This is a genomic window from Actinoplanes sp. M2I2 (assembly GCF_023544445.1).
Lineage (GTDB): Bacteria > Actinomycetota > Actinomycetes > Mycobacteriales > Micromonosporaceae > Actinoplanes.
Window position 1 is genome coordinate 1 of record NZ_JALPVJ010000017.1, and the last position, 25,237, is coordinate 25,237.

Sequence of the window (25,237 nt, forward strand, 5' to 3'; positions counted from 1 at the left end):
AAGCCGCCGTGGACCAGGACCACCGTTGGCCGGTTTTCACTCATTGCTTACTCCTAGGATTTGCTGGAACTGATGCCGTAAGGCTAGGAATGGACTGCCTGCCGAGGCGTCGGGGAAATCCCTCGAGGGGACCCTGCGGGGTGGGTGGAGAGGAGCCGCGTCGCCCGCGACGACAGCCGGGGGATTCGGACTCTCGGGCCCAGCAGGCCCCACAACACCGCACGACGCCGACTCCGCACCGAAACCGGCTTCAGCCCCCTGCAATGGTTGCTGCATCAGCGCAGAGACTGGGCGCACGAATTTCCAGAGTCCACCTCGTTGCCGTTCGCAGCTGACCGGGCAGCGCCGACTCGATGCGCCGGCACCTCGCCCTCGCCCCCGGGGGTGAATCGACGCCGTATGCCCAGAACCGGGCGACCGTTCAACCGCAACGCGAAGGACACGGCCGGCCGCCGGCGTCGCGGCGAGCCCCCAGGGAGCTTGAGACTCCGCCATGAACGCGGCCTCGTCGGCCGGGAGGTCACGGCGAAGGAGGCCGGTCGGCGACCTCACTGCGCCACGCCGCCGGCACCCCTCGCTCCCGCGACGGTCCAGCCCGCCTCAGCCGATGGTCGTGGTGTCCGGATACGCGTGTCCCTCGAGGGCTCCGGTCAGGACGGGGACCAGCCACTGCTCGATCCGCTCGGCGGGCTGGGTGGCCAGTTCGGCCCCGATGGGGGCCAGGACCAGCCAGTTCAGCAGGCCGGCGGCACACCGGGTCCGGAAGACCAGTTCCTCGTGGGCGACGCCGGGCAGGCGCGCTGTCAGCACCCGGAGCGCGTCGGTGCGGGTCTGTTCGAACTTCGGGGTCAGGCGGCCCCAGTTGCCGGGGGGATCGATGCCGACCCGGGCCACCGTGCGCAGGATGGCGAGTTCGGCTCCGCCGACGGCCAGGGCCTGCATCATCGGGCGGGCGAACGCCGCGGCCAGCTCGGCCAGCGTCGAGTCGGCGGAGAGCGGGGCGAGCGCATCGAGCTGCGCGTCCAGGTAGCTCTCCAACGCGCTTTCCACGGCTGAGTCGCGCAGGGCCTTGAGCGAGCCGAAGTGGTAGCTGACCGCGGCCACGTTGGCGCCGGCGGTCTCCGTGACCTCCCGCAGCGAGAGACCCTCCGGGCCGCGTGCCGCGAGCAGTTGCAACGTCGTGCGCAGCAGGCACTCGCGGGTGCGCTGACCGGCCTCCCGGCGCAGATCCGACCGTTCCGAAGCCATGGCAGAACTGAAACAAACGCTTGATTTCTTGTCAACTCGACGGCGTTCCGCTCGGCGCGGCGACGACCGTACGGTGCCCGGCGGCCAGGTCTCAGCGGAAGCGGACGGTTGTCGCCCCGGCCAGGAGCCTGCGGCCGGAAACCCGCCGCCGGGTCCCTCGAGCGGTGGGCGGACGAAAGTCAAACAGTTGCTTGACAACATCGAGGTGTGTTCGTAAATTAAAACAAGCGATTGATTTGGTCCGGGTTCGGGTGCGGGAATGCTCGGCCGGGCAACAGGGAGGTAGTGCGATGGGACAGCTGGACGGCAAGACTGCACTGGTCACCGGGGGTACGAGCGGGATCGGCCTGGCCACCGCGCACCGGTTCGCGGCCGAGGGCGCGCACGTCTTCATCACCGGACGCGATCAGCAGCGCCTCGACAACGCGGTCAAGGAGGTGGGCAACGCTACGGGTGTGCGCAGCGACGTCAGCGACCTCGACCACCTCGACCGGCTGGCCGCCGTGATCGGGGACTACGGCAAGGGGCTCGACGCGGTCTTCGTCAACGCGGGCATCGGCGAGTTCGCCACGCTCGACTCGGTCAGTTGGCAGGACTACCAGCAGACGTTCAACACCAACGTGGGCGGCGTGATCTTCACCGTGCAGAAGGTGCTGCCGCTGCTCAACCCGGGCGCGGCCATCGTGCTGACCGGCTCGAGCTCGGCGGGCAACGGGCAGCCGGCGTTCGGGCTGTACGCCGCCAGCAAGGCCGCGATCCGCTCGCTGGGCCGCACCTGGGCCGGCGAACTGGTCGGGCGCGGCGTCCGGGTCAACACGATCGTTCCCGGCCCGACCGAGACGCCCGGCCTGGGCGGCCTCGTGCCCGGCAACCCGCAGGGGTTGTTCGAGCAGCTTGCCACCAAGATCCCGATGGGCCGGATCGGGCGCCCCGAGGAGATCGCCAACGCGGCGCTGTTCCTGGTGTCGGATCAGTCCAGCTTCATGACCGGCTCGGAGATCTTCGTGGACGGCGGCGCCGAGCAGATCTAGCTCGTCGTCCGGTGAGACACCTCAACTTGATCGGCTGGAGGAACACAATGCCCGCTCTCCAGCAACGGCCCGCTCTCCAGCAACGCACCATCGACCGGGTCGACGACCGCCTGCATCTGGGTCCGGATCAGCAGGTGGACGACAAGGCCCTGCTGTTCACCCCGCAGTCGCCGACGTTGACCGATCCGTTTCTCGTGCTCGTCGACGACCTGTTCTCGTCGCCCGGCTTCGAGTGGCACCCGCACCGCGGCCTGGAGACCGTCACGGTCGTCCTCGACGGCGTCCTCGAGCACGGGGACAACATCGGCCACGCCGGCACCCTGTCCACCGGGGACGTCCAGTGGATGACGGCCGGCCGCGGCGTGATCCACCGCGAGCTCGCGTTCCGCAACGAACGCGCTCACATCCTGCAGTTGTGGGTGAATCTGCCGGCGGAACAGAAGATGGTCGACAACCGCTATCAGGACCTGCTCGCCGCGCAACGGCCGGTCATCGAGGCTGACGGCACCCGCATCGATCTGATCTCGGGGCAGGCCGGCGGCCACACCGGCCCGGCCAAGAACCACTGGCCGATCACCGGCGCCACCCTGACCCTGGAACCGAACCGCACCCTGCCGCACACGCTTCCCGCTCACGACCGGACTTTCTTCACGGTGCTCAGCGGGACGGTCACCATTGCCGGGCGCACTCTGACCACCGGGCAGACCGGCTGGTCCGATCCGCTGCCCGGCGGCGGCCCGGAATCGTCGACGATCGCGCTCCGCACCGGCGACAGCGACCAGCCGGCCGTCGTCCTGGCCTTCAGCGGCCGGCCGATGCGGCAGTCCGTCGTGTTCGGCGGCCCGTTCGTCATGAACACCGAGGCCGAGATCGTTCAGGCGCACCGCGACTTCCGGTCCGGCCGCTTCGGCGCGGTTCCCCGCCAGGCCCGCCTGCAGTACCGCTGACGACCACACCGCACGCCGGCGGTTGCCGTCGCGGCCAGAAGGGCCGGTGCTTCTGGCCCGCGACGCCCCGCGTCGGCGGCCGGCTCGCCGGTCAGCGCGCGGCCGGCCGCAGGGCGCTCGCGAGCAGCAGGCCGCCGACGATCGCAGCGATGCCGCCCACGACCAGCGGGGCGGTGACCCCGATGTGGTCCACCAGCAGACCGCCACCGACCGCGGCCAGGGCGATCGCGATCTGGAACACCGTCACGGTCACGCCGCCCAGTTGCTCGAGATGCTGCGGGTCGGTGCGGGCGGCCCACGTCTGTGCCGTGGTCGGGACGCCGCCGAAACCGAAGCCCCACAGCACGGCCGCGACGAACAGCCCGACCCGGGTGCTGCCGGTGACGACCATGGCCACCATGCCCAGGCTGATCATCGCGGGGAACAGCAGCGCGGCGCCCCGCAGCACGCGGTCGGCCAGTACGCCGCTGACCGCCGTGCCCGCGACGTTCGCGATCCCGTAGGCGAACAGCAGCACCGCCAGCCCGGCGACGTCGATCCCCGACACGCTCTCCGCGGCCGGGCGGATGTAGGTGAAGCCGGTGAAGTGCCCGGCGACGACCACCAGGATCGCCCCGAGCCCGAACCGGACCGACCGCGAACGCAGCGTCACGACCAGAACCCGGAGGCTGCCGGCCGTGTCCGGGACGAAGCGCGGCAGGGTCACCGCCTGCACGAGCAGCGCAACCAGGGCGGCCCCCGCGGCGAGCAGGAACACCCCGCGCCAGCCCCAGAGAGAGCCGAGCCAGGTGCCGAGCGGGACGGCGGCGATCGTGGCGACCGAGACGCCGGCGTTGATCACGGTCACGGCGCGACCGAGGTAGTCGCTGGGCACGAGGCGGGCCGACATGGCGATCGCGACGGCCCAGAAGCCGCCGAGGCTCACGCCCATCAGCAGGCGCGCGGCCAGCAGGACGACCAGGTTGGGCGCTGTCTGCTCGACTTGACGGGTCAGCTCCGTGTACGGGTCTTTCCAGTTCACCGGAGGTGAGCGCGATCACGGCTCGCGTCGCGCGGGCTGAGCACGGGTCAGCCGACGACTTTGCCGGGGTTGAACAGGTTGAGCGGGTCGAGTGTCTGTTTGACGGCCACCTGCATGGCCAGCACCGCGGGCGACAGCTCCTGCCGCATGCCGTCGCGTTTGAGCAGCCCCACCCCGTGCTCGCCGGTCACCGTGCCGCCCATGCCGATCGCCGCGCTCAGCATGTCCTCGAAGGCGGCCTGGGCGGCCCGGCGGGCCCGGTCGTCGCCGGCCGGGGCCAGGATCAGCGGGTGCAGGTTGCCGTCGCCGGCGTGCGCGATGGTGGCGATCGTCGTGCCGTGCCGGGCCGCGATCGCCTCGATGGAGGCCAGCATGTCCGGTACGCGGGAACGCGGCACGCAGATGTCCTCGGTGAGCACCGGGCCGAGCCGTTCCAGCGCCGGGTAGGCCAGCCGCCGGGCCGCGAACAGCGCCTCGGCCTCGATCTCGTCGGTGGACTGCTCGGCCCACAGGGCGCCGGACGCCCGGAACACCTCGGCCACCGCGGTGGCCTCCTCGTCGCCGGCCGCGCCGGGCAGGTCGAGCTGCGCCAGCAACAGCGCGGCGGCGTCGGCCTCGAGGCCCAGGTGCTTCCAGTCCTCGACGGCTTGCAGGCAGGTGCGGTCGAGCAGTTCGAGCGCGGCGGGCAGCAGGCCGGCCCGGGTGATCGCGGCGACCGCCTCGCCGGCGGCCACGACACCGGAGAAGGCGCCGACCACCGTACGGGGAGCCTCGCGCCGGGCCGGGCGGAGCCGCAGCGTGACCTCGGTGAGGACGCCGAACGTGCCCTCCGAGCCGGTGAAGAGCCCGGCCAGGTCGTACCCGCTGACGCCCTTGGTGGTTCGCCGCCCGAGCCGCACCACCGTCCCGTACTCGCCGGCCGGCCCGCCCACGACGGCCTCCAGGCCGAGAACGTAGTCGCGGGTCACGCCGTATTTCAGGCAGCACAGCCCGCCGGCGTTGGTGGCCACGTTGCCGCCGATCGTCGACCAGGGCGCGCTGGCCGGGTCGGGCGGATACCACAGCCCGTGCTCGGCGACGGCCGCCTTGAGATCGTTGTTGATCACTCCCGGCTGGACGGTGGCCGTCAGGTTGTCGGCGTCGATCTCGACGATCCGGTTCATCCGGGACAGGTCGAGGATCATCGCCCCGTCCACGGCGTTGGCCCCGCCGGACAGGCCGGTGCCGGCGCCCCGGGGCACGATCGGCACGTTGTCGCGGGCGCAGGCCGCGACCACCCGGCTGACTTCCTCGGTGGTCCGGGGCCGGACGGCCGCCACCGCCCGGCCGTACGGCGCCCACTCGGCGTCGTCGTGGCTGAGGCTGTCGAGGACGTCGGGGTCGACGACGACATCGAGCCCGTCCAGGTGCTGCCTCATGCGAGGCACCCCGGAGCCGCCTCGCTGATGCTGATCGTCGGCATGACAGCGACCCTACGCCGCCGCCCGGCCCTTGGATGGCGGGGATATTTCACCCGGGGGCCCTCGTGCGCCCGGGTCCTCGAGGTCACACACTGGGCGGAGATTTTTCGTGACAAGGGGGTTTTCATGACGTCTGTTGTGCCGGAGACCGGTGGCGCCGCCGGCCCGCCTCCGCCCTTCGACCCCGAGGTGGCGGCCGTGCTGGACGTCATCGCCGAGCAGATGCCGCCGGCCCTGACCGCGGACCTGATCGAGCCGATGCGGGCGGGTGCGCCGCCCGACCTCAGCGACGAGGACCTCGCCCGCGGCGGGGCCTTCACCGTGTCGCGCCGCACCGTGCCCGGCTCGCCCGGCGACCCCGACGTCGAGCTGCTGATCCTGACCCCGACCGGGCACCCGGCGCCGCTGCCCGGGCTCTATCACACGCACGGCGGCGGCATGGTGTTCGGCAACAACCGCGGCGGCGTGGACGTGCTGCAGGACTGGGTGGCCGAGATTCCCGCGGTCATCGTGTCGGTGGAGTACCGGCTCGCGCCCGAGCACCCGCACCCCGCGCCGGTCGAGGACTGCTACGCCGGTCTGGCCTGGACCGCGGAGCACGCCGCCGAGCTGGGCATCGACCCCGCTCGGATCGTCATCGCCGGGGCCAGCGCGGGTGGCGGCCTGGCGGCCGGCGTCGCCCTGCTGGCCCGGGACCGCGGCGGGCCCGCGCTGTTCGGTCAGATGCTGCTCTGCCCGATGCTCGACGACCGGGACACCCCGTCGGCGATCCAGATGGCCGGGCGTGGCGTGTGGGACCGCACCGCCAACGACACCGGCTGGACTGCCCTGCTGGGGGCGGCCCGCGGCGGGCCGGACGTCTCCCCGTACGCCGCGCCGGCCCGGGCCACCGACCTGTCGGGCCTTCCGCCGGCCTTCGTGGACGTGGGCTCGGCCGAGACCTTCCGCGACGAGGACGTGGCCTACGCCGGCCGCATCTGGCAGGCCGGCGGGCGGGCCGAGCTGCACGTGTGGCCCGGCGGCTTCCACGGCTTCGACCGGACGGCGCCGCAGGCCGCGATCTCCCAGGACGCCCGCGCGGCCCAGATCCGCTGGCTCAAGAGGCTGCTGAGCGTCTGAGCGACGAGGTGTTCCTGCGCCCGCACCGATCGGTCATCGGACGAGTTCCCGGCCGCCGGCCAGCGACAGCGTCTGCCCGTTGACATGGCCGTTCGCGGCCGATGCGAGATAGGTGATCGCGGCGGCGACGTCGTCGGGGGTGCAGATCCGTCCCGTCGGCGTCTTCCTCGACTCCGCCGCGATGGCTTCCGGTCCCGGGAACGGGGCGTTCAACGCCTTGTCGGTCAGGGTGAAGCCGGGACGCACGACGTTCGTCAGGATGCCGTGGCGCGCCTCGCGGACGGCGAGCACCCGCGCGACGGTCTCGAGCGCTCCCTTGGCTGTGGCGTAGGCGAGCGGCCCGGCCATGGGCTGTTCGACGATGTCGGTCGACACGACGACGACACGTCCCCAGCCGGCGGAGCGCATGGCCGGCAGGGCCGCGTCGATCAGAGCGGCCGGCCCGGTGGTGTTGACGGCCAGCGAGGTGGTCAGGCCACCGATCTCGTCGGCATCGAAGGACGGCCACTGCACGGCGTTGGCGACCAGGGCGGCGACCGGGCCGAGGCGCTCGGTGACCTCGTCGATGACGGCCGGCGCGGCCGCCGGATCGCCGTGGTCCAGCCGGACCGCGCAGGCTCGGCCGCCGGCTCGTGTCACCGTGTCGACGACGGCCCGGGCGCCGTCGAGGTTGGTCCGCCAGGACACGGCCACGGAGGCGCCCTCGGCTGCCAGGTGGAGCGCTGTGGCCGTGCCGATGGCGCCGGAAGCGCCGGTGACCAGAGCGACCTTGCGCGACAAGCCGGTTTCCATCGTGACCCCCATAGTCGGCTATAAGTTAGCCGACTATGTATCACCGGAAGGGAACGCGTCAACTCGTACACTGCGCAGGTGGAACTCGCCGATGTTCTGGCCACCAACAAGGCTCTGGTCAAGGTGGCCAAGCTGTACCGCGGTGCGCAGGCCGACGTGCTGAGCGATCTCGGGCTGCACCCGGGACAGGACGTCCTGCTGTGGATGCTCGGCCAGGAACCCGGAGGCGTGACGGTCTCGGAGATCGCCGCCCGCCTGGGCGTGGAACAGCCGACTGTCACGCGCAGCCTCAGCCGCCTGGACCAGGGCGACTGGTTCGTGCGGGAGCCTGTGCCGGGCGATCGCCGGTCCACCCGGATCCAGCTGACCGGCAAGGGCCGGGCCGCCATCCCGCAGATCGAGGCGGCGTGGCGCGTCCTCGCCGAGACCGCGACGGCCGGCCTGGCCGACGATCAGCGCGCCCTGCTGGTGGAGCTGCTGGAGAAGGTGCGCGGAAATCTGCTCACCCTGACCGCGGAAGTCGATTGAGTAGCCGTCAGGGATGACCCGGGGCTGGTTCGGGCGGGGCGGCGGCGCGGGCGAGCAGCAGGGTGCGTTCGCGCTCGTTGCGGGTCAGGGCGGCCGCTCGTACGAATTCCGCCCGCGCCTCGGCGTGCCGGCCCAGCTGGGCCAGCAGGTCGCCGCGCACGCTGGGCAGCAGGTGGTAGTCGCGCAGCACCGGGAAGGCGGTCAGCTGGTCCAGCAGCGCCAGGCCGGCCTCCGGTCCGTACGCCATGGACAGCGCCACCGCGCGGTTCAGCTCGACCACCGGGGACGGCGCCACCCGGGCCAGGTGCTCGTAGAGCCGGGCGATCCGCACCCAGTCGGTGTCGGCGAAGCGCCGGGCCCGGGCGTGGCCGGCCGCGATGGCCGCCTGCAACACGTACGGGCCGGGGTCGCCCTCGATCAGGTCTTCGGCCCGCCGGAGCGCGGCCAGGCCCCGGCGGATCAGCAGCTGGTCCCAGCGGGCCCGGTTCTGCTCGGCCAGCAAAATCGGCTCGCCGCCCGGGCCGGTGCGGGCGGCCGTCCGGGAGGCCTGGATCTCCATCAGCGCGACCAGGCCGTGCACCTCGGGCTCGCGCGGGGCCAACCGGGCCAGGACCCGGCCCAGCCGCAGGGCGTCCGCACACAGCTCCGGCCGCATCCAGTCGTCGCCGGCGGTGGCCGCGTAGCCCTCGTTGAAGATCAGATAGACGACCTCGAGCACCGAGGAGAGCCGGGCCGTCAGCTCCGCGCCCCGCGGCACCTCGAACGGCACCCGGGCCTGGGCCAGGGTCCTCTTGGCCCGCACGATGCGCTGGGCCACGGTCGGCTCGGGCACCAGGAAGGCCCGGGCGATCTCGTCGGTGGTCAGGCCGCCGAGCAGGCGCAGGGTCAGCGCGGTGCGGGCCGGCGTGGGCAGCACCGGGTGGCAGGCCACGAACACCAGCCTCAGCAGGTCGTCGCCGATGCCGTCGTCCTCGGCGACCAGCGCGCCGATGTCCGGGGACGACTCCTCGAGCTCCCGGCCGGCCTCCTCGACCTTGCGCCGGAAGGTCTGCTCGCGCCGGATCCGGTCGATGGCCCGGCGCCTGGCCGTGGTCGTCAGCCACGCGCCCGGATTGTCCGGCACGCCCTCGGCCGGCCACTGCTCCAGCGCCGCGACCAGCGCGTCCTGGGCCAGTTCCTCGGCCACGCCGACGTCGCGGACGAGCCGGGCCAGGCCGGCGATGAGCCGCGGGGCCTCGATCCGCCAGACCGCCTCGATCGCGCGGTGGGTGTCAGTGGGCACGCCCTCGTCTACCCCACCGCGCGGTCGGCGGCAAGTGTGCTCACGCCGCGCGTACCGGAAGCCTCGCCGATCAGTTGCCGGCCACGGTCGCCTCGCGCCTCTGCACGGCGTCGCGCTGCTCGGCGGTGAACTCCTCGCCGAAGTCCTCGGCCTGGAAGACCCGCCGGATCTCGAGGTTGGCCGGCGCGCCGCCGGCCTGCCGGATCGGGTAACGCCGGAACCACTCGACGCACTCCTCGAGCGACTTCGTCTCGACCAGGTAGTAGCCGGCGATGAGCTCCTTGGTCTCGGTGAACGGCCCGTCGACCACGGTCGTCTTGCCGCCGTCGAAGTAGATCCGGGCGCCCTCGGCGCTGGGCTGCAGGCCGTCCGCGGCCAGCAGCACGCCGGCGTCGACCAGTTCCTGGATGAACGCGCCGATCGTCTCGAAGTCCTCGGTGGTGGGCGGCTCGCCGGCCTCGCTCGCCGCCGTGGCCTTGGTGATCACCATGAACCGCATCGTTGTCTCCTCATGTCAGGATGCCATCTCACCTACGCGTCGAACGGCGGCCGGCCCACTCGACACCCGGCCGGAAGTTTTTCGCCGGCCGGCCGATCGGACGGGAGAGTACGCGCGGATGCCCAGTGACCGCAGGCGCTGGCTGATGCTGGTCGTCGGCCTGCTGGCGATGACCGCGGGCAGCACGTTCCAGTACGGGTTGGCCTACCTCATCCCGGCGTTCCGGGCCGAGGGGCTGACTCTGGAACAGGCCGGCCTGCTGGTCGCCTGCCCGACCGTCGGGGTGATGCTCACGCTCATCGCCTGGGGCGCGGCGGCCGACCGCTGGGGTGAGCGTGTCGTGCTGTCCACCGGTCTCGGGCTGGCCGGCGTCGTGCTCCTCGCCGCCCGGTGGGTGGCCGGCGGCGGCCCGGTGGGGCTGGCCGTGTGCCTCGCGCTGGCCGGCGCCGGCGGCGGGTCGGTGCTGGCCAGTGGCCGGCTGATCCTGGGCTGGTTCGCCCGGCACGAACGCGCGCTGGCGATGGGCATCCGGCAGAGCGCGCAACCCTTCGGCCTCGCGCTCGCCGCGGCGACGCTGCCGGCCCTGGCCGCGGGCGGCACCGGTGTGCCGCTGCTGTTCCTGGCGGTCCTGTTCCTGGTCGCGGCGGCGGCGGCCGTCCTTCTCGTACGCGACCCCGCGCCTCAGCCGTCCGCGCCGGGCGCGCCGGTGCCGGACCCGGAGCGCTCCCGGGCGTCGCCCTACCGCACAGCCGGCCTGTGGCGGATCCACGCCGCCAGCGCGCTCCTCGTGATCCCGCAGTTCACCGTGACCACGTTCGCGCTCGTGTTCCTGACCGACACCCGGGGCTGGACCGCCACGGCCGCCGGGCATCTGCTGGCCGGCGCGCAGCTGTTCGGCGCCCTCAGCCGCCTCGGCGCGGGGTACTGGTCGGACCGCACGGGCAGCCGGCTGCGGCCCATGCGGATCATCGCGGTCGTCACCGGCTCCGGGATGCTGGCGCTGGCCACCGCCGCCGCGCTCGGCTCGAGCCTGGCCGTGCCGCTGCTGCTCGTGCTCGGCGTGGTCGCGGTGAGCAGCAACGGCCTGTCCTTCACAGCCGTCGCCGAATACGCGGGCTCCGCGTGGGCCGGCCGCGCCCTCGGCATCCAGACCACCGGTCAGAACGTGCTGACCGCGGCCACCCCGCCCGTGCTGGCCGTGACCATCGCCGCCGCCGGCTTCGCCCCGAGTTTCGCCGTGGTGGCCGCCTTCCCCCTGCTGGCCGCCCTGCTCGTACCGGTGCGGGCCGAACCCGCCGCCATCGCCGCCCAGGGCGAGCCGGCCCCGGCGCCGGGCCGACCCTCCTGAGTGCTCTTCGAGTCCGCCGGGCCCCCTGCGGCGTTGTGTTCTTGGCGGCCCGTCCGGGTTGCCGTTCACCTTCCCGAAGGAGCACCGCTGTGCGAGCTCTCATCGCCCGTACGCTCGGAGGTGTCGTCGTGGCCGGCCTCGGCCTGGGCATCGCCGCGGCACCGGCCGCGGCCGCCCCGACCTCGACGTTCCGCCTGACGGCCGGCGGCGTGGCCGCGCACGGCACCTACCGGCACATGATGGGCAACCCGGAGCGGCCCGTGCCCCCGTTCCGCATCACCGGCACCCTGGCCGGGCGCAGCCTGTTCGGCTGCGCGGTCATTCAGGTCGGCCGCAGCGGCCCGGCCGACGGCCTCGAGTGGCGGACGTTCGGCCGGCACTGTGGCCCCGGCCGGACCCAGGTCCGGGTCGAGGCGTCGTACCTGTTCCGTGGCGTCAAACCGCCGGTGCGGCTCTGCGCCGGCCGGACGCCGGCCCAGGCCGAACGGGGCCGTGACTGCGACGAATACCGGCCGGCCGCCGACGTTCCGGCCGGCCCGGTTCACGGCCGGAGCGGCGGCTCGGTGGGCGTACGGCCGTAACGTCGTTTGAAGTGGCGGATGAAGTGGCTGCTGTCCGCGAACTGCCACCGGGCAGCAGCCTCCGCGACGGTCAGCCGGCCCGCCGAGGCGACGAGGGCCCGGTGCGCCTGCTCCAACCGCTGATCGCGGATGTAGGCCATCACCGTTTCCCCGGTCGCGGCGAACGCCCGGTGCAGGGTCCGTACGGAGACGTTCAGATCGCGGGCCAGCGTCGACGGGGACAGCTCGGCGTCGTGGAGCTGACGCACGGCGAGTTCCTTCGCGGAGCGGACGAGGGCGGGGACCAGGCGGGGATCCGTGCCGTCGAAGCCGCGTAGCGTCACCGCGTGAGCCAGCTCGATCAGCGTGTCCCGCGCCGCCTTGACGCCGGCCGGACCCAGGTCGGACAGCGTCTGGCCGACCATCGCCGCGTGCGCGAGCAGCAGGCGTACCTCGGCCGTGCCGGCGTCCCCGCTCACCGCCCGGCCCTTGAGCGAAGCCGCCAGCTCGGCGGCGGGCAGCATGAACACCTGCGCCGTCGTGTGCGGCGGGAGGGCGAAGTGGGTCATCCGCCCGGCGTGCTGCATGAGGAACCGCCCGGCCGGGATCCGGCGCTCGCTTTCCCCCCGTGAGCTGCCGAGGGCCCATTCGCCCTGCCGTACCACCCACAACCGGACGTATTCGTCGCCGTCGGCCGCCGGGCCGCTCGTCCGAGCGGCCGAGACGCCGTCGATGCCGGTGATCGCCACGTCCTGCACCCGGGTCGCCTCGAAGCGGAAGCGGAAGTCGGCGCTCGTCGCCGGGCTGAAGGCCGGCAACGCGAACTCGGCGCCGACATGGGTCTGCCACTGGTCGACGAAGGAACGGCCTTCTCCGCCGCGGCGCAGATCGAGGGTGAAAGCTCCGGTCCCGGGGTTGCTCATCCCGGTCAAAGTTAACAGGAACGCCCCGCACGCCTGGTCAGGCAGCCTATGGCCCCTGTCACGGCCGGGCCGGATCCCTGAACCTGGCACTCCTGTTACATCAGGCGTCACTGTGGTTCAATCCGCGGCCGTTCCGGTCTTCCTACGGTTGAGCAATCACCGATCAGGGAGAAGATCATGGCGGCAAGCACACCCGGCATCACCAGGGCCGGCACGGTCGATCTCGGCGGCAAAATCGTGAATCGGCTCGGTTTCGGGGCGATGCGACTGGCCGATGCCGACTTCTGGGGTCCCCCGGCGGACCGCGACAGCGCCATCCGGGTCGCCCGGCGCGCGGTCGAGCTCGGCGTGAACTTCATCGACACCGCGGACTCGTACAGCCTGGGCGGAAACGAGGAGCTCCTGCGGGAGGCCCTGCACCCGTACCCGGAGCATCTGCTGATCGCGACCAAGGCCGGGCAGACGCAGCCGCGCCGGCGCGAATGGGTGGCGGTCGGCCGGCCCGAATACCTGCGCCAGCAGTGCGAGTTGAGCCTGCGGCGGCTGCGCGTGGACCGCATCGACCTGTATCAGCTGCACCGGGTGGATCCCCAGGTGCCGTTCGAGGACCAGATCGGCGAGCTCAGGAACCTGCGGGACGAAGGCAAGATCCGGGCGGTGGGGTTGTCCGAGGTGGATGTCCCGCAGATCGAAGCCGCCCGCCAGTTGGTCGACGTCGTCAGTGTGCAGAACATGTACAACCTCGCGGCTCGTGACTGGGAGGCGGTGGTGGACTACTGCACGCGCGAACGCATCGCCTTCATCCCCTGGTTCCCCATGATGAGCGGAACGCTGTCCGCGCCGCAGGGCGCGGTCACCCAGGTGGCCGCGGAGACGGGCGCCACGGCCGCCCAGGTGGCGCTGGCGTGGCTGCTGGCCCGGGCCGACGTGATGCTGCCGATTCCCGGGACGTCGTCGATCGACCATCTCGAGGAGAACGTCGCGGCCGCCGGCGTCGTCCTGACCCCCGAGCAGATCGCCCTGCTCTCCGCGTCCCCGGTGACCACCCCGGCGCCCTGATCCTTCCGACGTCGCTTCCTCGCCGTCCCAGCCGACAGCATCGCCATCGCGATTCAGCCTGAGATCGGAAAGACCTCCGGCTGGCACCTGGTCGGAACGTGCCGGGCGGGCACCGACAGGCCCCGACGATCATGATCGCCGAGAAGGCGGCCGAGCACATCCTGAGGCCCTGACTCACCGGACGATCACCGATGTACGGTGACCTGCCGAATGCCACGGACGGACGGGATCGACTGGTGGATCTGCTCAGCGAGGACGAAAGCATCTTCCAGGCGGCACTGGCCGAGGCGGTCCGATCCGGGGCTTCCGGGGAGCGGCAGCTGCTCGATGCTCTGGGCTCGGTCCAGGACGAGGACCAGGCGGCGGGCATCGTCTCGGCGCTCGGCGAGGCCGAGGGCCCCGGCGGCGTCGCGGCCCTCCGGGAGATCATCGCCGAGACGGATGACCCCCTCGAGATACGGACGACGGCGGTCGTCGCCTTGACGAAGCGCCAGGGCGTCGAGGCGTCGGACGTGTTGCGGGCCGGGCTCACCGACGAGGATCCTGACCTGCCGGGATACGCCCTGATGGGACTGGCCGGCACGGGCGATGACCGGGCCTGGTCCGATGTCTTGGAGTGGCTCCGGCTGTTCCTCGACAGCCAGGAACCCGACCCGGAACACGACTTCGAGGACCGTGTCCTGGTCGCCCAGTCGGACGTCGTCGCTGCGGTCGCGTACCTGGCCCGCCACTCCGTCTCGGATGGGGAGAGGCAGCAGGTGGTGGTGGCCCTGCTGCGCTCGCGCTGGAATCGGCTGCGCGGGGCCGAGCAACGCTGGCTGACCGCACACTGGCCGGCCGGCGACCCCGCACAACCGGAGTCGTTCACCCGCCTGGACGCGACCTGGTTCGCCGACTGGATCAGCATGCCGCTGTTCGCCGCCCTCTACCTCGACTGACACGTTCCGGGCGTCAAAGGCCCTGCCTGATTCGCTTCAGCCAGTCGGCGACCAGGGCCGAGCACAGGTCGGGTTGCTCGACGAGGAGATCGTGGCCGGCCGCGTCGAGGACGGCGAACGACGCGCGGGGGTAGTGGTCGAGCCGGTTCCAGGCGTCGGAGTAGCCGACCACGTCGTCCTGCCGGGCGGTGAGGTGCAGAGTCGGCTGGGTGAAGGGTTCGGGGTACGCGTCCTCGGGTTCACGGTCGAGTGAGTAGCTCCCGGCGATGCGATCCAGGGCGGGCTGATCGGCCCCGTCGAGGCCCGGCGCGACGTACTGCAGGAACTCCCGGGCGTTGGCGGCCGACTCCACGACGGCGCCTTCGCGGTACTGGTCGAGCGCCGAGCCCAGGAGCGGGACGACCTCGGGTTCCTGTCGCAGGACCGTTCGGGGCGGTACGGCCCGTTCGGCGTGCGCGGCGATGAAGACGCCGGCCAGGGTGGCCAGGCCGAGCACCTGCGGGCGCAGCTCGTGGGCGACGTGGCGGGCGATCATCCCGCCGAACGAGCCCCCCAGCACGGCGAACGGCTCGTCGCCGACGCGCGTCCGGATCTCGTCGGTCACCGCGTCCGCAACCTGTTGCGAGCTGCTCACCGCTCCCGCTGGTGATCTGGTCGCGCCGGGCAGGTCGAGATAGAGGCGCCGCCAGCCACCCGAACGCTCGAACGTGGGCTCCAGCGGGAGAAGGCTCCGATGGTCCAGACCGAATCCGTGGAGGAGCACCACGGGGGTACCGGAACCTGTTTCAAGGGCGAACACCCGGCCACATTACGGGGACGCCGCTGTCCGCGGCACCCGCATGACGAACGCCTCAGTCGCCCGGGGCGGAGCCGATGACCAGGAACGTAGGTCGGTCGGCCGCCCCGCCCGTCGGCGACAGTCGCAGCATGGTGAGCATCACCGTGCGCGGCCACCAGCGGGTCGGCTCGCGCCAGGCACACTCGACGATCGCGCCCTCGGGGTTGTCGGCGCAGTCACCGAGCTGCTCCCAGTGATCGAGCTGGGTGGCGACGACCTGGCGGGCCCGCAGCCACGGGGAGCCCGGCGGCATCGCGTAGCTGCGCACGGTCGCCGGGCCGCGGTCGTTGCGGAGGATGCGCGCGATGATGCCGGCGCGGTCGATGACCACCCGTTCGTTTCCGGGTTGCGCGGTCGCCCCCGCGGGCGGCGTGATCGCCCGGGGGTCACCGGCCGCATTCCACCGTACGAGGGTGATCGCGGCCAGGGCGAGCAGGACGACCAGCAGGAGCACCGCACCAGCGGCGCCCAGGCGCCGTCCACCGATCCGCACAGCCGGAGCTTAGGCGACGCCGTCACGCCTCACCCGACCGGCCGGACCGCGTGGGCCTCGGTCGGATCCGGGGATGTCCACTGGCCCAGCAGACGGTCGACGACCGCAGCCGGCACCGGCCGGTACTGTCGGCCCCATGTCAGCCCCCGGAGACGTGCGGCCGGAGATCCTGGACCGGCTGCGATCCATTTGCGGAGCTCTGCCGGAGACCTATGAGGAGCCGGCCTGGATCGGCGTTCGCTGGCGGATCCGCAAGCGGACGGTCGCCCATGTCTACACGGCGGAGGCCGGCCGGGAACTGTCCTCTCCCCGGCACCCGGCCGGGGACGAACCGCCGACCCTGATGACCTTTCGGGTACCCGCCGACGACCTGCTCGGGCTGACCGCCGGAGGCTTCCCGTTCTTCCGGGCGGGATGGGGCCGCAATGTCGCCGGCGCCTTCCTGGGCAACGACACCGACTGGACCGAGATCGCCGAGCTGCTCACCGACAGCTATCGCGAGATGGCCCCGAAGTTCCTCGCCGCCCGAGTCTCCGTTCCGCCCGAATAGCGCGGCACCCTCAGATGGAAAGCTCGCGACAGTCAGGGGAACCCATGTCCGAACTTCGCTCTCTCGACGACGTCCGCTCCCACATCGACGAGCTCGACAGCCAGATCGTCGCCCTGCTGGCCCGTCGGCAGAAGCTCGTCGAGGCCGCGGCCGGCTTCAAGAGCGATGAGCACGCTGTGCGCGCACCCGACCGGGTCGAACGCGTCGTCACTGCCGTCCGCGCCAAGGCTGTCGCCGCCGGACTGGACGCTGCCGTGGCCGAGGCGATCTGGCGGTCGATGATCACCGCGTTCACCGAGCTCGAACTGTCCCGGCATCGCGGTCAGCGTCATGAGTAGGGCGCCCGGGCAGCCGCGCCGGGTGGAGCAACGCATCGTCCAGCTGGACTACGGGCAGTTCGGGCTCTGCGGCAATCCTTCGCCCGATTCCGACTATCTGGGGGAGCTGGAACGGGCGATCGCCGGGCCGGGCATCGCCGGTGACGACTACGGACTGGTGGTCGTCTCGCCCCATCAGAACAACTTCGAGATGCCGTTCCGTCTGGAGGAGTGGGACACCCGGCCGCCGGACGACGAGGCGGACTGGGAGGAGGTCTTCGAGGGTGAACTGCTGGTGGTCGACGAGGTCCTGACCTACTTCAGTCCCACGGACGCGAACGAGACGTTCCCGGTCCCGAACGGCCGCTACGCCGTACGGATCTCGGGTCGTGGCTTCGTCAACCGGGGCTGGCCCGGCTCGACCACGCCCGGCGACAGCTGGCGCGTCCAGCTGTGGCCGGCCGCCGGCGAGGTGCCCGCGCGAAGGGTGAAGAGGTGGCGTCACCCCGGCGAGGCGCCGTGACGGCGACCCGGTCCGGGCGCTGCTGAGAGCAACTGCTCCACGGCATCGGCCAGTTCCCCGGCCGGGCGCCGCCCGTCCAGCTCGGTCGTGGCGCCGCGACGGAGCAACGGCTCCACCTCGTTCAGGTGGAGCTCGATCTCGGCCCGCTGCCGGGCTGTCTTTCCGTACGGGTTGGTCGTCCGGCCGGCGACGCGCTCGAGCAGGACGTGCAGGGGCGCGCTCAGCAGCACGACATGCTCGAACCGGTCGTAGAAGTGGCCCTGGTTCTCCACCGTCCCGGAGACCACGACCGGGTCGCGCCGGGCCAGCAGGGCTGTCATGCGCGACTCGTCCCACCGGCCGTCCGGCAACGTCCAGCCGTCGTAGTCGGTGTCGACGACGGCGTACCCGCGCCGCGCCAGCTCCTCGAGCAGGGTGCTCTTGCCCACCCCGGACATGCCCGTCACCAGCACCCGCGCCACCCCGACACTGTAGGGCGGGCCGGAAAGGAGTCGCGGGCCGTGGCGGATCTGCTGATACTGCGTCGATGACCCGTCCCGCATCGCCCCGGCTGCTTCGGCCTCGTGCGCTGCGGCCCGGCGACCTCGTCGTCATCGCCGCGTTGTCCGGCCCGCTGCCCGCGGCGTACGAGGGCAATGTCGAGCAGACGGTGGCCGTGTTCGAACGGATGGGGTTCCGGGTGCGCCGGGCGCCGCTGCTGGACGGACGGCAGCGGTGGTGGAGCGCGGCCACGCCGGCGGAGATCGCCGCGGAGCTCAACGGTCTTCTTCGTGATCCCGAGGTCCGGGCGATCGTCGCGAGCGACGGTGGCCAGACGGTGTTCGGCTACCTCGATCTGATCGACCTCGAGGCTGTCCGGGCCGACCCCAAGCCGATCCTGGGCTACAGCGACATCTCCTTGTTGCACCTGGCGCTCTACGCGCGCACCGGCCTGGTCGGGTTCCACGCCGACATGGCCGTGCCCGGTTTCGGCGGACAGTGGCCGGCCGTGCCGGCGCCCCGCCGGGCGGAACTCGAGAGCCTCTACTCGAGATTGCTGATGGACACCGAGCCGATCGGCGCGTTACCGGCGAGCTCGCCGGGGGAGTGCTGGCGCGCCGGGCGGGCCGAGGGGCGGCTGATCGGCGGGGTGATCAATCGGATCGCGCTGGTGCAGGCGACTCCTTACGCGGTGCCGCTCGAGTGGTTCGACGGCGCCGTGTTGTTCTGGGAGGAGCTCGGGGGTCAGGCCTCGTACCTGTGGAGCTATCTGCAGGTGATGCGGCACTGCGGCATCCTCGATCGCATCTCCGGCATGGTCGTGGGTGTTCCCCGCGACATCGCCGGACTCGGCTCGTCCGGGGCGACCCCGGCGCTGTCCGAGATCGTCCTGGACGTGCTGGGTGACCGTGACATCCCGGTGCTGGGCAACGTCGAGTTCGGACACGCCGGGCCGAACCTGCCGATGCCGGTGGGTGTCCGCGCCGGCCTCGACGCCGGAGAGCGCACGTTGTCCCTGCTCGAACCGGCAGTGCGGCCACACCGTGGGTCAGCGCCCGCGCCAGACCTCAAACGACTGCTGGAGCCGCCATGAGCCGTCCGGCCGGCGCGCCTCGTTGCGCCACCGGAACGCGTCGGCCTCGATGTCGGAGAAGGTCCAGCGCAGCTGTCCGCCGTCGAGCACGATGTCGTCCGCGACGCGCGACGCCAGGAAGGTGTGGACGCGACCCCGGACCGGGCCGACCCAGGTCGAGCGCCACACCCCGACGCCGGCCGCCGGATCGGGGAACCGCAGGCTGACCCCGTGCTCGACGCCGGGCAGGATCCAGACGTCGGTGGTGGCCCGCCCGCCCAGCGCGAACCCGAAATGCCACTCGCCCCGCCGCACGGTCGTCGAGCCGTCGGGGTCGTACTCGGTGCAGTCCAGTGCCCAGGAGCCGGCGAACTGCCCGAACAGGCTGAGGTCCAGACCGCCGGCCGGCCCGTCGGCGAGGAATGCGGCGGCGACGGCAGCGGAGGCGGCGGTGTCCATGCCGGAACGATAGCCAACCGGCGATGGACCCGGGTGACCTCAGGGCGTCCGGAAACGCTCCAGTCCGGCTTCGAGGAAGGCGAGCGTGACCGCGAGGTCGTCGTCCTGGTCGTGCGCCGCGAACCGTGCGGTGGCGTGGCCGGCCGCCATGCCGAGGATGGTGGTGGACAGGATCCGTTCGAGCACGGCGACGCGCTCGCCGGGCACGCCGGCGGCCTCGAGGATGTCGTGGAAGCGCCCCCGGACCAGGCGGGCGGCGTCGGTGGCGGCCGGCCGGCCGAGCAGCAGCAGGAAGGCCTCCGGGTGCCGGCCCGCCACGTGTCGTGCCGCGGCGAGGACCTGTCCGAGAACGGTTGGTGAGCTGGACCCGCCGGCCTCGGCCATGAGCTCGTCCAGCAGGAGCTCGACGATGCCGTCGAGCATCGCCTCCTTGCCGTCGACGTGGCGGTACAGCGCCATCGGTGTCACCGTCAGCGCCTCCGCGACCGCCTGCATGGTGACGGCCGCGACGCCGCCGCGGTCGGCGATGTCCAGGGCGGCTCGCAGGATCGCGTCTCGGTCGATGGAGGGTGGGCGCGGCACGGTGGTCCTCTCGTGACTTCGTATGTATACGCCATATACTAAACCGATGGTGCCGGGGCCCGCGTCGCTCAGAGTCGCTTCCGATCGACTCCGCTATGCGGTCCGCGTCCTCACCCATGGCGATTCCAGCCCGTCCGACCTCCGGTGGCGTCCCCAGTCGGTCACCCCGCCGGCGCCGGTGCCGGCGGAGTGGCCCGTCCGGCCGGAGACCGGGTCGATCGGGCGCCTTCCGACCGCCGGGGCCCGGAGCCTGGTCGTCGTGCACGACGGTCGGATCGTCGGCGAGTGGTATGGCAACGGTGACCGGCCCGAGCGGCCCGCCGCTGTCTTCTCCATGACCAAGACGATCGTTTCCCTTCTGCTGGCCCGTGCCGTCGCCGCCGGCCACGTGGAGCTGGACCTTCCGATCACCAGCGCCATCCCGGAGCTCCGGCAGCGCGATCCCCGCTTCGACCGGATCACTCTCGCCGACCTGGTCGACATGCGATCGGGCATCGCGTTCTCGGAGGACACGTCGTTCCCGTGGCTGAATCGCGATTACCCGAGCGTCTACTACGCCACCGACCTCGCGGCCCTGGTCGTCGGCCGGCCCGTGATCGAGGCGCCGCCGGGCCGGTTCATGTACAACGACTACGCCCCCAACCTCGTCGGTCTGGCCTTGGAGCGGTTGACCGGCGAGAGCCTCGATCAGGGGCCTTTCCGGCAGCTCTGGCACGACCTCGGCGCGCGTCGTCCGGCCACGTGGGCTCGGGACGACCGGGGGTTCCCGCACTGCGAGAGCGGAGTGGCGGCGACGGCCCGGGACCTCGCCCGGATCGGCCAGGCGATGCTCGGCGACGGCCGGGTCGCCGGGCGCCCGGTCGCGCCACCGGCCTTCCTCGAGCGCAGTCTCGGCGGCCCCGACGACCTGGTGACGTCCTTTCTGGACGTGCCGGTCGGCTACGCCAACGGCTGGTGGCGTCTGCCCCGGCCGGCCGGGGGAGCGGATCTCGTCGCGATGGGGGCACACGGGCAGGTCATGCTCGTCTCGCCGGCGACCCGCACGGTCGTCGTCCGGCTCGGCGACGACCACCCGGGCCTGTCGAACATCGACATCGCCCTGCGGCTGCAACGCCTCGCCGATTCGGGGTGCTTCGGCGATGAGACTGGGCTACCGGAGCGCGGCCGGTGAGCGCCGTCCGACCCCGGTCGGGTCGATCTCAGGTCGGCCGCCGGCCGGCCCGGGCACCGTACGAACGCCTCACCTCGACAAGCTGAGCGGCGCCGCCTTCCGGCCGGCCTTGGCCCGGTACATGGCCGCGTCGGCCTCGCGCAGCAGGTGGGCGGCGTCGCGCGGGGAGCCGGTGGCCACGCCCACGCTGGCCCCGACGACGACGTCGGCGGTGCCGGGCAGCATGATCGGCGCCTCCAGCGCCGGGGCGAGGCCCTCGGCGGTGGCCGGGCCGGGCAGCAGGACGGCGAACTCGTCGCCACCGAGCCGGACGGCCAGACCGGTCTCCGGCGTCCAGGCCGCGAGCCGCTCGGCCACGGCGATCAGCACCTGGTCGCCGGCGTGGTGGCCGTACGAGTCGTTGACCGGCTTGAACCCGTCGAGGTCGATGAGCAGCACGCTGACCTGGTCGCCGGGCGCGTGCTCGGCCAGGCGCTGCTCGAGCAGGCTGCGGTTGGCCAGCCCGGTGAGCGCGTCGTGGGTGGCCCGGTGGCGCAGTTCGTCGTGCAGCTCGCGCACCTCGGCCATCCGGCTGTCGAGCTCGGCGAGCAGGCGCTCGTTGTCGGTGAACGCCGCGAGCTGGCGGGACAGCACCAGGGCGGTGATGGTCACGGCGCCCACCGCGACACCCCAGACCCGCAGGTCGTCGCTGCGCCCGAAGAGCGCGCCGACCAGCAGCATCTGTACGGCGACGACGGCCACGTAGGGCAGCCGGCTCGAGCGGCGCCGGCCCGGCCGGGCGGCCCCGGCGGCGGCGCGGCGCACGTACAGGGTCTGCAGGCGCAGGCCGACCGGCATGAGCAGGCAGGGCAGCAGCTGGGAGACGTAGATGACGCCCGGGTCGTCGTTGCCGGTCACCAGCGTCACGGTCGAGGCGGCCACCGCGGTGCCGGCCACCCCGATGCTGGCCACGATGCCGGGCAGCCGGGCGAACGGCGCGGTGCCGCCGAGCATGAGCTTGAGCAGCCCGAAGGTGATCAGCAGCATGACCGCCGAGGTGGCCCCGGCGCCGACCAGCTCGGCCCGGTTGCCGTCGGTCACGACGCCGGCCAGCAGGAAGTACCAGAGGAACACGGCGACACCGGCGAGCACGGTCGCGGCGTCCAGCCACAGCCGCAGGCGCTGCCGTCCCGAGCCGCCCAGCGGATGGAACAGCATCGCGACCATCACGATCACCATGCCCAGCACGACGCACACGGTCTGCACGACGCTGGGCTGATGCCCGGCCGCCTTGTCGACCAGCGAGAGGACGGTCTGATAGCCGTCGCCGAGCGCGCAGCTCACCCCGGTGGCCGCCACGGCCAGCCAGAAACGGCGGGTGTGCCGGTGGCCGGCGTTCTGCCGGGCGAGCCACCACGAGCAGACGGCGATGGTCACGTCGAGGCCCGTCTGCACGGCCCACGAGACCGTCGCGCCCCCGGGACCGGCGAGGAACCACCAGACGAGCGCGAGGCTGAAGCCGGCCAGCCCGGCCAGCACGGGGTCCGGGGTCAGCCTGCGCCTGAGGTCCACGACCCAGGTGATCGGCACCGGGCCGGGCCAGGTGAGGAAACGCCGGGCGGCGATCTCCTGGGGATTTCCGGCGTTTGTCTTGAGGTCGGGGACCGCGCGCCGATGGGAGCCTGCGCAGGCACGGCAGGTAAGCGGAGGCGGGGTACATGGAGTACGCGAAGCGGAACGGCCTCGCGCTCGGCGGGGCGGCGCTCGTCGTGCTCAGCGCCGGGTGGCTGGTGATCGGGCTCGGGCACGAGTGGGCGTACCCGGTCCTCGGCTGGGTGCCGCTGCCGGTCAGCGCCGGCCTGGCCGCGTACGCCTGCCTGCGGGTCTCCCGCTCGGAACGGATCGAGCCGGCGACGCGGCGGTTCTGGCGGCACCTGGCGGTCGCCGGGGTGCTCCTCGCCGGGGGCACGATCTCCAACGCCGTCGACGCCCTCGGCGGGGCGCAGCCGTCCCAGCGGGTCGGCCCGGTGACGGTGCTCTGGTACCTGGCCGTCATGGGCGTGGTCATCTGGGCCCTGCTGCGGCTGCCGACCTGGCAGCGCTCCCGCGGCGACCTGGTGCGCTTCGCCCTAGACGCATGCGTCATCCTGGTCGCCGCCACCGCCTTCGTCTGGCAGTTCTCCCTCCGCGGCCACCGGGACGACGCCGGGCTGGCCGGCCCGGTGCTGGTCATGGTCGCGGTCGGCTTCGTCGCGGTGATCACGTTCGTCAAGGTCGCGCTGGCCGGCGCGGGCCGCCTCGACCGCCGGGCCTTGCGCATCCTGTCCGGGGCCAGCGCGCTCAGCGCGGTCACCGGCGGCCTGACCCCGTTCCTCAGCGGCCACCCGTACCTCTCGTCGAGTTTCGTGGCCGTGCCGGTGGGCGCGCTCGGCCTGGTGCTGGCGGCCGAGCAGCAGCGGCGCGGCGAGTGCCGGGAGAGCCGGCCCCGCGCGAGCAGCCGGACCAGTGTCCTGCCCTACGTGGCGGTCGTCGCCATGGACGCCCTGCTGCTCACCGCCGACGGCGGCAGCACCGCCGTGCGCGTGAGCACGGCCGTGCTCACGGTGCTGGTCCTGGCCCGCCAGGTGTACGCCCTGCGGGAGAACCGCTACCTGCTGACCACCGTCGACGCCAACCTGGCCCAGCTGCGCGACTATCAGGACCAGCTCACCTATCAGGCCACCCACGACCCGCTCACCGGTGTGGGCAACCGCGCGCTCTTCGCCGAGACGGTCGACGTCCTGCTCGCGGCCCGGGCGCCGTTCCACGTGGCCCTGCTCGACATGGACGACTTCAAGAGCGTCAACGACCGGCTCGGGCACCACACCGGCGACCAGCTCCTGGAGGTGGTCAGCCGGCGGCTGCGCGCGACGGTCGGCCCCGACGGCCTGGTCGCCCGGCTCGGCGGCGACGAGTTCGCGATCGTCCTGCGCGATCTGCACACCGCCCGCGTCGAGGTGGTTCTGGACCGCGTCCTGGAGGCGCTGCGCGAGCCGCCCCGGCTGGCCGGAGCGGTGGTGCGGGGCGCGGCCAGCATCGGGGTGACCACGGCGCGCCCGGACGACACCGGCGGGGAACTGCTGCGCCGCGCCGACGTGGCCATGTACGAGGCCAAGGCGGCCGGCGGCGACCGGCGGCGATGGTTCGACGCGGCCCTCGACGAGCAGGCGCGGGAGGCGGCCCGCCTCGGCGACGATCTGCTGCACGCCCTCGACCGCGACGAGCTGTTCCTGCTCTACCAGCCCATCGTCGAGCTGCCCGGTGGCGGTCCGGCCGGCGTCGAGGTGCTGCTGCGCTGGCGCCACCCGTCGCTCGGCCTCGTGCCGCCGGACGTCTTCGTGCCGCTGGCCGAGCGCAACGGCACGATCGTCGAGATCGGACGGTGGGTGCTCGAGAACGCGTGCCGCCAGGCCGCGCTGTGGCAGCACCGGTTCGGCCCGGCGGCGCCGGCCAAGGTCAGCATCAACGTGTCGGCCCGCCAGCTCGCCGAGCCGGGTTTCGTGGCCGACGTCGAGCAGATCCTCTCCCGTACGGGGGCCGACCGCGGCCGCCTGCTGCTGGAGGTCACCGAGACGGCTGTGCTCGAGGCCGGGGCGCCGCTGGACGCCGTGCGCGAGCTGCGCGAACGGGGTCTGCGGGTGGCGCTCGACGATTTCGGCACCGGGCAGTCCTCGCTGTCGTTGCTGCTGACCGTGCCGGTCGACGTCCTCAAGGTGGACAAGTCCTTCGTGAGCGGCGCCGCCGCCGGCCAGGCCGGCGCGGTGATCGTCGAGCACCTGATCGGCTTCACCAACGGCCTGCGCATGGAGGCGGTGGCCGAGGGCGTCGAGACCGAGGCCCAGGCGCTGCGCCTGCACGCCGCCGGCTATTCGCTGGCCCAGGGGTATCTGTTCGGCCGCCCCACCACCGCCGCCGAGATCGAGGCCGGCCTGCTGAGCCCGGTCCGCTAAGCGCGGACCGCGGCCTGCCGATGAGAGGC

Annotated in this window: 27 protein-coding genes; 14 read left to right on the forward strand and 13 right to left on the reverse strand. The window is 72.6% G+C overall.

The features are described 5' to 3' along the window. Window positions 1-600 precede the first annotated feature (600 nt). Window positions 601-1,248 (reverse strand): TetR/AcrR family transcriptional regulator, encoded by a 648-nt coding sequence (locus HJC40_RS30995; protein ID WP_250006518.1) that lies wholly within the window; start codon window positions 1,246-1,248, stop codon window positions 601-603. Window positions 1,249-1,538: 290 nt separating this feature from the next. Here HJC40_RS30995 and HJC40_RS31000 point away from each other — a divergent pair, with 290 nt between their 5' ends. Together HJC40_RS31000 and HJC40_RS31005 are read left to right on the forward strand one after the other, a co-directional pair. Then, window positions 1,539-2,279 (forward strand): SDR family oxidoreductase, encoded by a 741-nt coding sequence (locus HJC40_RS31000; protein ID WP_250006520.1) that lies wholly within the window; start codon window positions 1,539-1,541, stop codon window positions 2,277-2,279. 47 nt (window positions 2,280-2,326) lie between these two features. Next, a complete protein-coding gene (locus tag HJC40_RS31005; RefSeq protein ID WP_250006521.1) occupies window positions 2,327-3,226 on the forward strand; it encodes a pirin family protein in 900 nt (299 codons plus the stop codon). 91 nt (window positions 3,227-3,317) lie between these two features. Here the strand turns inward: HJC40_RS31005 and HJC40_RS31010 are convergent, their stop codons facing one another. Together HJC40_RS31010 and HJC40_RS31015 are read right to left on the reverse strand one after the other, a co-directional pair. Then, window positions 3,318-4,247, reverse strand: coding sequence for an MFS transporter (locus HJC40_RS31010; RefSeq protein ID WP_250006522.1), 930 nt, complete (start codon window positions 4,245-4,247; stop codon window positions 3,318-3,320). Between the two features lie 47 nt (window positions 4,248-4,294). Then, a complete protein-coding gene (locus tag HJC40_RS31015) occupies window positions 4,295-5,665 on the reverse strand; it encodes an FAD-binding oxidoreductase (RefSeq protein WP_250006524.1) in 1,371 nt (456 codons plus the stop codon). Between the two features lie 168 nt (window positions 5,666-5,833). Between HJC40_RS31015 and HJC40_RS31020 the strand changes: the two genes are divergently transcribed. Beyond that, entirely contained in the window at window positions 5,834-6,826 is a 993-nt protein-coding gene (locus tag HJC40_RS31020; protein ID WP_250006526.1) for an alpha/beta hydrolase, read from the forward strand. 33 nt (window positions 6,827-6,859) lie between these two features. On the opposite strand, the gene HJC40_RS31025 is transcribed toward HJC40_RS31020, so the two are convergent. After that, on the reverse strand, window positions 6,860-7,618 hold the full coding sequence (locus tag HJC40_RS31025; RefSeq protein WP_250006528.1) for an SDR family NAD(P)-dependent oxidoreductase: 759 nt from the start codon (window positions 7,616-7,618) through the stop codon (window positions 6,860-6,862). A 78-nt stretch (window positions 7,619-7,696) separates the two neighbouring features. On the opposite strand from HJC40_RS31025, the gene HJC40_RS31030 reads away from it, so the two are divergent. Continuing rightward, window positions 7,697-8,146 carry a MarR family transcriptional regulator gene (locus HJC40_RS31030; protein ID WP_250006530.1) on the forward strand — a complete coding sequence of 150 codons (450 nt, stop codon included), beginning with the start codon at window positions 7,697-7,699 and terminating at the stop codon, window positions 8,144-8,146. 7 nt (window positions 8,147-8,153) lie between these two features. Here HJC40_RS31030 and HJC40_RS31035 read toward each other — a convergent pair whose 3' ends face one another. Both HJC40_RS31035 and HJC40_RS31040 read right to left on the reverse strand, forming a co-directional pair. After that, complete coding sequence (locus HJC40_RS31035) at window positions 8,154-9,428, reverse strand: RNA polymerase sigma factor (protein WP_250006532.1); 1,275 nt, start codon at window positions 9,426-9,428, stop codon at window positions 8,154-8,156. Between the two features lie 70 nt (window positions 9,429-9,498). After that, window positions 9,499-9,927: a YciI family protein gene (locus HJC40_RS31040; protein WP_250006534.1), complete on the reverse strand. Its 429-nt coding sequence runs from the start codon at window positions 9,925-9,927 to the stop codon at window positions 9,499-9,501. Between the two features lie 118 nt (window positions 9,928-10,045). Here HJC40_RS31040 and HJC40_RS31045 point away from each other — a divergent pair, with 118 nt between their 5' ends. Continuing rightward, window positions 10,046-11,275 carry an MFS transporter gene (locus tag HJC40_RS31045; RefSeq protein WP_250006536.1) on the forward strand — a complete coding sequence of 410 codons (1,230 nt, stop codon included), beginning with the start codon at window positions 10,046-10,048 and terminating at the stop codon, window positions 11,273-11,275. A gap of 89 nt (window positions 11,276-11,364) precedes the next feature. Further along, the gene (locus HJC40_RS31050; protein WP_250006538.1) at window positions 11,365-11,856 is read left to right on the forward strand and encodes a hypothetical protein; all 492 of its coding nucleotides are present in this window, start codon (window positions 11,365-11,367) and stop codon (window positions 11,854-11,856) included. Here HJC40_RS31050 and HJC40_RS31055 read toward each other — a convergent pair. After that, on the reverse strand, window positions 11,817-12,758 hold the full coding sequence (locus tag HJC40_RS31055; protein WP_250006540.1) for an AraC family transcriptional regulator: 942 nt from the start codon (window positions 12,756-12,758) through the stop codon (window positions 11,817-11,819). The two genes, HJC40_RS31050 and HJC40_RS31055, sit on opposite strands and share 40 nt — an antisense overlap. A gap of 177 nt (window positions 12,759-12,935) precedes the next feature. Here HJC40_RS31055 and HJC40_RS31060 point away from each other — a divergent pair, with 177 nt between their 5' ends. Continuing rightward, window positions 12,936-13,817 (forward strand): aldo/keto reductase, encoded by an 882-nt coding sequence (locus HJC40_RS31060; RefSeq protein ID WP_250006542.1) that lies wholly within the window; start codon window positions 12,936-12,938, stop codon window positions 13,815-13,817. Between the two features lie 236 nt (window positions 13,818-14,053). Beyond that, window positions 14,054-14,755 carry a HEAT repeat domain-containing protein gene (locus HJC40_RS31065; protein ID WP_250006544.1) on the forward strand — a complete coding sequence of 234 codons (702 nt, stop codon included), beginning with the start codon at window positions 14,054-14,056 and terminating at the stop codon, window positions 14,753-14,755. Between the two features lie 13 nt (window positions 14,756-14,768). Here the strand turns inward: HJC40_RS31065 and HJC40_RS31070 are convergent, their stop codons facing one another. Continuing rightward, entirely contained in the window at window positions 14,769-15,521 is a 753-nt protein-coding gene (locus HJC40_RS31070; protein WP_250006546.1) for an alpha/beta fold hydrolase, read from the reverse strand. A gap of 85 nt (window positions 15,522-15,606) precedes the next feature. Further along, the gene (locus HJC40_RS31075) at window positions 15,607-16,086 is read right to left on the reverse strand and encodes a hypothetical protein (protein WP_250006548.1); all 480 of its coding nucleotides are present in this window, start codon (window positions 16,084-16,086) and stop codon (window positions 15,607-15,609) included. A gap of 136 nt (window positions 16,087-16,222) precedes the next feature. On the opposite strand from HJC40_RS31075, the gene HJC40_RS31080 reads away from it, so the two are divergent. The 3 genes from HJC40_RS31080 to HJC40_RS31090 are packed head-to-tail and all read left to right on the forward strand — an operon-like array spanning window position 16,223 to window position 17,476. Next, window positions 16,223-16,636 carry an MmcQ/YjbR family DNA-binding protein gene (locus HJC40_RS31080; protein ID WP_250006550.1) on the forward strand — a complete coding sequence of 138 codons (414 nt, stop codon included), beginning with the start codon at window positions 16,223-16,225 and terminating at the stop codon, window positions 16,634-16,636. A gap of 44 nt (window positions 16,637-16,680) precedes the next feature. Then, window positions 16,681-16,974: a chorismate mutase gene (locus HJC40_RS31085; RefSeq protein ID WP_250006552.1), complete on the forward strand. Its 294-nt coding sequence runs from the start codon at window positions 16,681-16,683 to the stop codon at window positions 16,972-16,974. Further along, window positions 16,967-17,476 carry a hypothetical protein gene (locus tag HJC40_RS31090; RefSeq protein WP_250006554.1) on the forward strand — a complete coding sequence of 170 codons (510 nt, stop codon included), beginning with the start codon at window positions 16,967-16,969 and terminating at the stop codon, window positions 17,474-17,476. Before HJC40_RS31085 ends, HJC40_RS31090 begins: the two co-directional genes overlap by 8 nt. On the opposite strand, the gene HJC40_RS31095 is transcribed toward HJC40_RS31090, so the two are convergent. After that, entirely contained in the window at window positions 17,455-17,937 is a 483-nt protein-coding gene (locus HJC40_RS31095; RefSeq protein ID WP_250006556.1) for a shikimate kinase, read from the reverse strand. The genes HJC40_RS31090 and HJC40_RS31095 overlap by 22 nt on opposite strands. Window positions 17,938-18,002: 65 nt before the next feature. On the opposite strand from HJC40_RS31095, the gene HJC40_RS31100 reads away from it, so the two are divergent. Next, a complete protein-coding gene (locus HJC40_RS31100) occupies window positions 18,003-19,049 on the forward strand; it encodes an LD-carboxypeptidase (RefSeq protein ID WP_250006558.1) in 1,047 nt (348 codons plus the stop codon). Here the strand turns inward: HJC40_RS31100 and HJC40_RS31105 are convergent. After that, window positions 19,005-19,487 carry a hypothetical protein gene (locus tag HJC40_RS31105; RefSeq protein ID WP_250006560.1) on the reverse strand — a complete coding sequence of 161 codons (483 nt, stop codon included), beginning with the start codon at window positions 19,485-19,487 and terminating at the stop codon, window positions 19,005-19,007. The two genes, HJC40_RS31100 and HJC40_RS31105, sit on opposite strands and share 45 nt — an antisense overlap. 39 nt (window positions 19,488-19,526) lie before the next feature. Continuing rightward, window positions 19,527-20,069 (reverse strand): TetR/AcrR family transcriptional regulator, encoded by a 543-nt coding sequence (locus HJC40_RS31110; protein ID WP_250006561.1) that lies wholly within the window; start codon window positions 20,067-20,069, stop codon window positions 19,527-19,529. 259 nt (window positions 20,070-20,328) lie between these two features. Between HJC40_RS31110 and HJC40_RS31115 the strand changes: the two genes are divergently transcribed. Then, window positions 20,329-21,240, forward strand: coding sequence for a serine hydrolase (locus HJC40_RS31115; protein ID WP_250006563.1), 912 nt, complete (start codon window positions 20,329-20,331; stop codon window positions 21,238-21,240). 69 nt (window positions 21,241-21,309) lie between these two features. Here HJC40_RS31115 and HJC40_RS46330 read toward each other — a convergent pair whose 3' ends face one another. Further along, complete coding sequence (locus HJC40_RS46330; protein WP_250006565.1) at window positions 21,310-22,791, reverse strand: GGDEF domain-containing protein; 1,482 nt, start codon at window positions 22,789-22,791, stop codon at window positions 21,310-21,312. A gap of 146 nt (window positions 22,792-22,937) precedes the next feature. Between HJC40_RS46330 and HJC40_RS31125 the strand changes: the two genes are divergently transcribed. Then, window positions 22,938-25,208, forward strand: a complete 2,271-nt coding sequence (locus HJC40_RS31125) for a bifunctional diguanylate cyclase/phosphodiesterase (RefSeq protein WP_250006567.1) — start codon at window positions 22,938-22,940, stop codon at window positions 25,206-25,208. Window positions 25,209-25,237 lie beyond the last annotated feature (29 nt).

Excerpts from the sequence above, each read along its gene's own strand:
- HJC40_RS30995 (WP_250006518.1), bottom strand. The coding sequence starts at position 1,248 with ATGGCTTCGGAACGGTCGGATCTGCGCCGGGAGGCCGGTCAGCGCACC.
- HJC40_RS31000 (WP_250006520.1), top strand. The coding sequence starts at position 1,539 with ATGGGACAGCTGGACGGCAAGACTGCACTGGTCACCGGGGGTACGAGC.
- HJC40_RS31005 (WP_250006521.1), top strand. The coding sequence starts at position 2,327 with ATGCCCGCTCTCCAGCAACGGCCCGCTCTCCAGCAACGCACCATCGAC.
- HJC40_RS31015 (WP_250006524.1), bottom strand. The coding sequence starts at position 5,665 with ATGAGGCAGCACCTGGACGGGCTCGATGTCGTCGTCGACCCCGACGTC.
- HJC40_RS31020 (WP_250006526.1), top strand. The coding sequence starts at position 5,834 with ATGACGTCTGTTGTGCCGGAGACCGGTGGCGCCGCCGGCCCGCCTCCG.
- HJC40_RS31025 (WP_250006528.1), bottom strand. The coding sequence starts at position 7,618 with ATGGAAACCGGCTTGTCGCGCAAGGTCGCTCTGGTCACCGGCGCTTCC.
- HJC40_RS31040 (WP_250006534.1), bottom strand. The coding sequence starts at position 9,927 with ATGCGGTTCATGGTGATCACCAAGGCCACGGCGGCGAGCGAGGCCGGC.
- HJC40_RS31045 (WP_250006536.1), top strand. The coding sequence starts at position 10,046 with ATGCCCAGTGACCGCAGGCGCTGGCTGATGCTGGTCGTCGGCCTGCTG.
- HJC40_RS31055 (WP_250006540.1), bottom strand. The coding sequence starts at position 12,758 with ATGAGCAACCCCGGGACCGGAGCTTTCACCCTCGATCTGCGCCGCGGC.
- HJC40_RS31060 (WP_250006542.1), top strand. The coding sequence starts at position 12,936 with ATGGCGGCAAGCACACCCGGCATCACCAGGGCCGGCACGGTCGATCTC.
- HJC40_RS31080 (WP_250006550.1), top strand. The coding sequence starts at position 16,223 with ATGTCAGCCCCCGGAGACGTGCGGCCGGAGATCCTGGACCGGCTGCGA.
- HJC40_RS31085 (WP_250006552.1), top strand. The coding sequence starts at position 16,681 with ATGTCCGAACTTCGCTCTCTCGACGACGTCCGCTCCCACATCGACGAG.
- HJC40_RS31090 (WP_250006554.1), top strand. The coding sequence starts at position 16,967 with ATGAGTAGGGCGCCCGGGCAGCCGCGCCGGGTGGAGCAACGCATCGTC.
- HJC40_RS31100 (WP_250006558.1), top strand. The coding sequence starts at position 18,003 with ATGACCCGTCCCGCATCGCCCCGGCTGCTTCGGCCTCGTGCGCTGCGG.
- HJC40_RS31105 (WP_250006560.1), bottom strand. The coding sequence starts at position 19,487 with ATGGACACCGCCGCCTCCGCTGCCGTCGCCGCCGCATTCCTCGCCGAC.
- HJC40_RS31125 (WP_250006567.1), top strand. The coding sequence starts at position 22,938 with ATGGAGTACGCGAAGCGGAACGGCCTCGCGCTCGGCGGGGCGGCGCTC.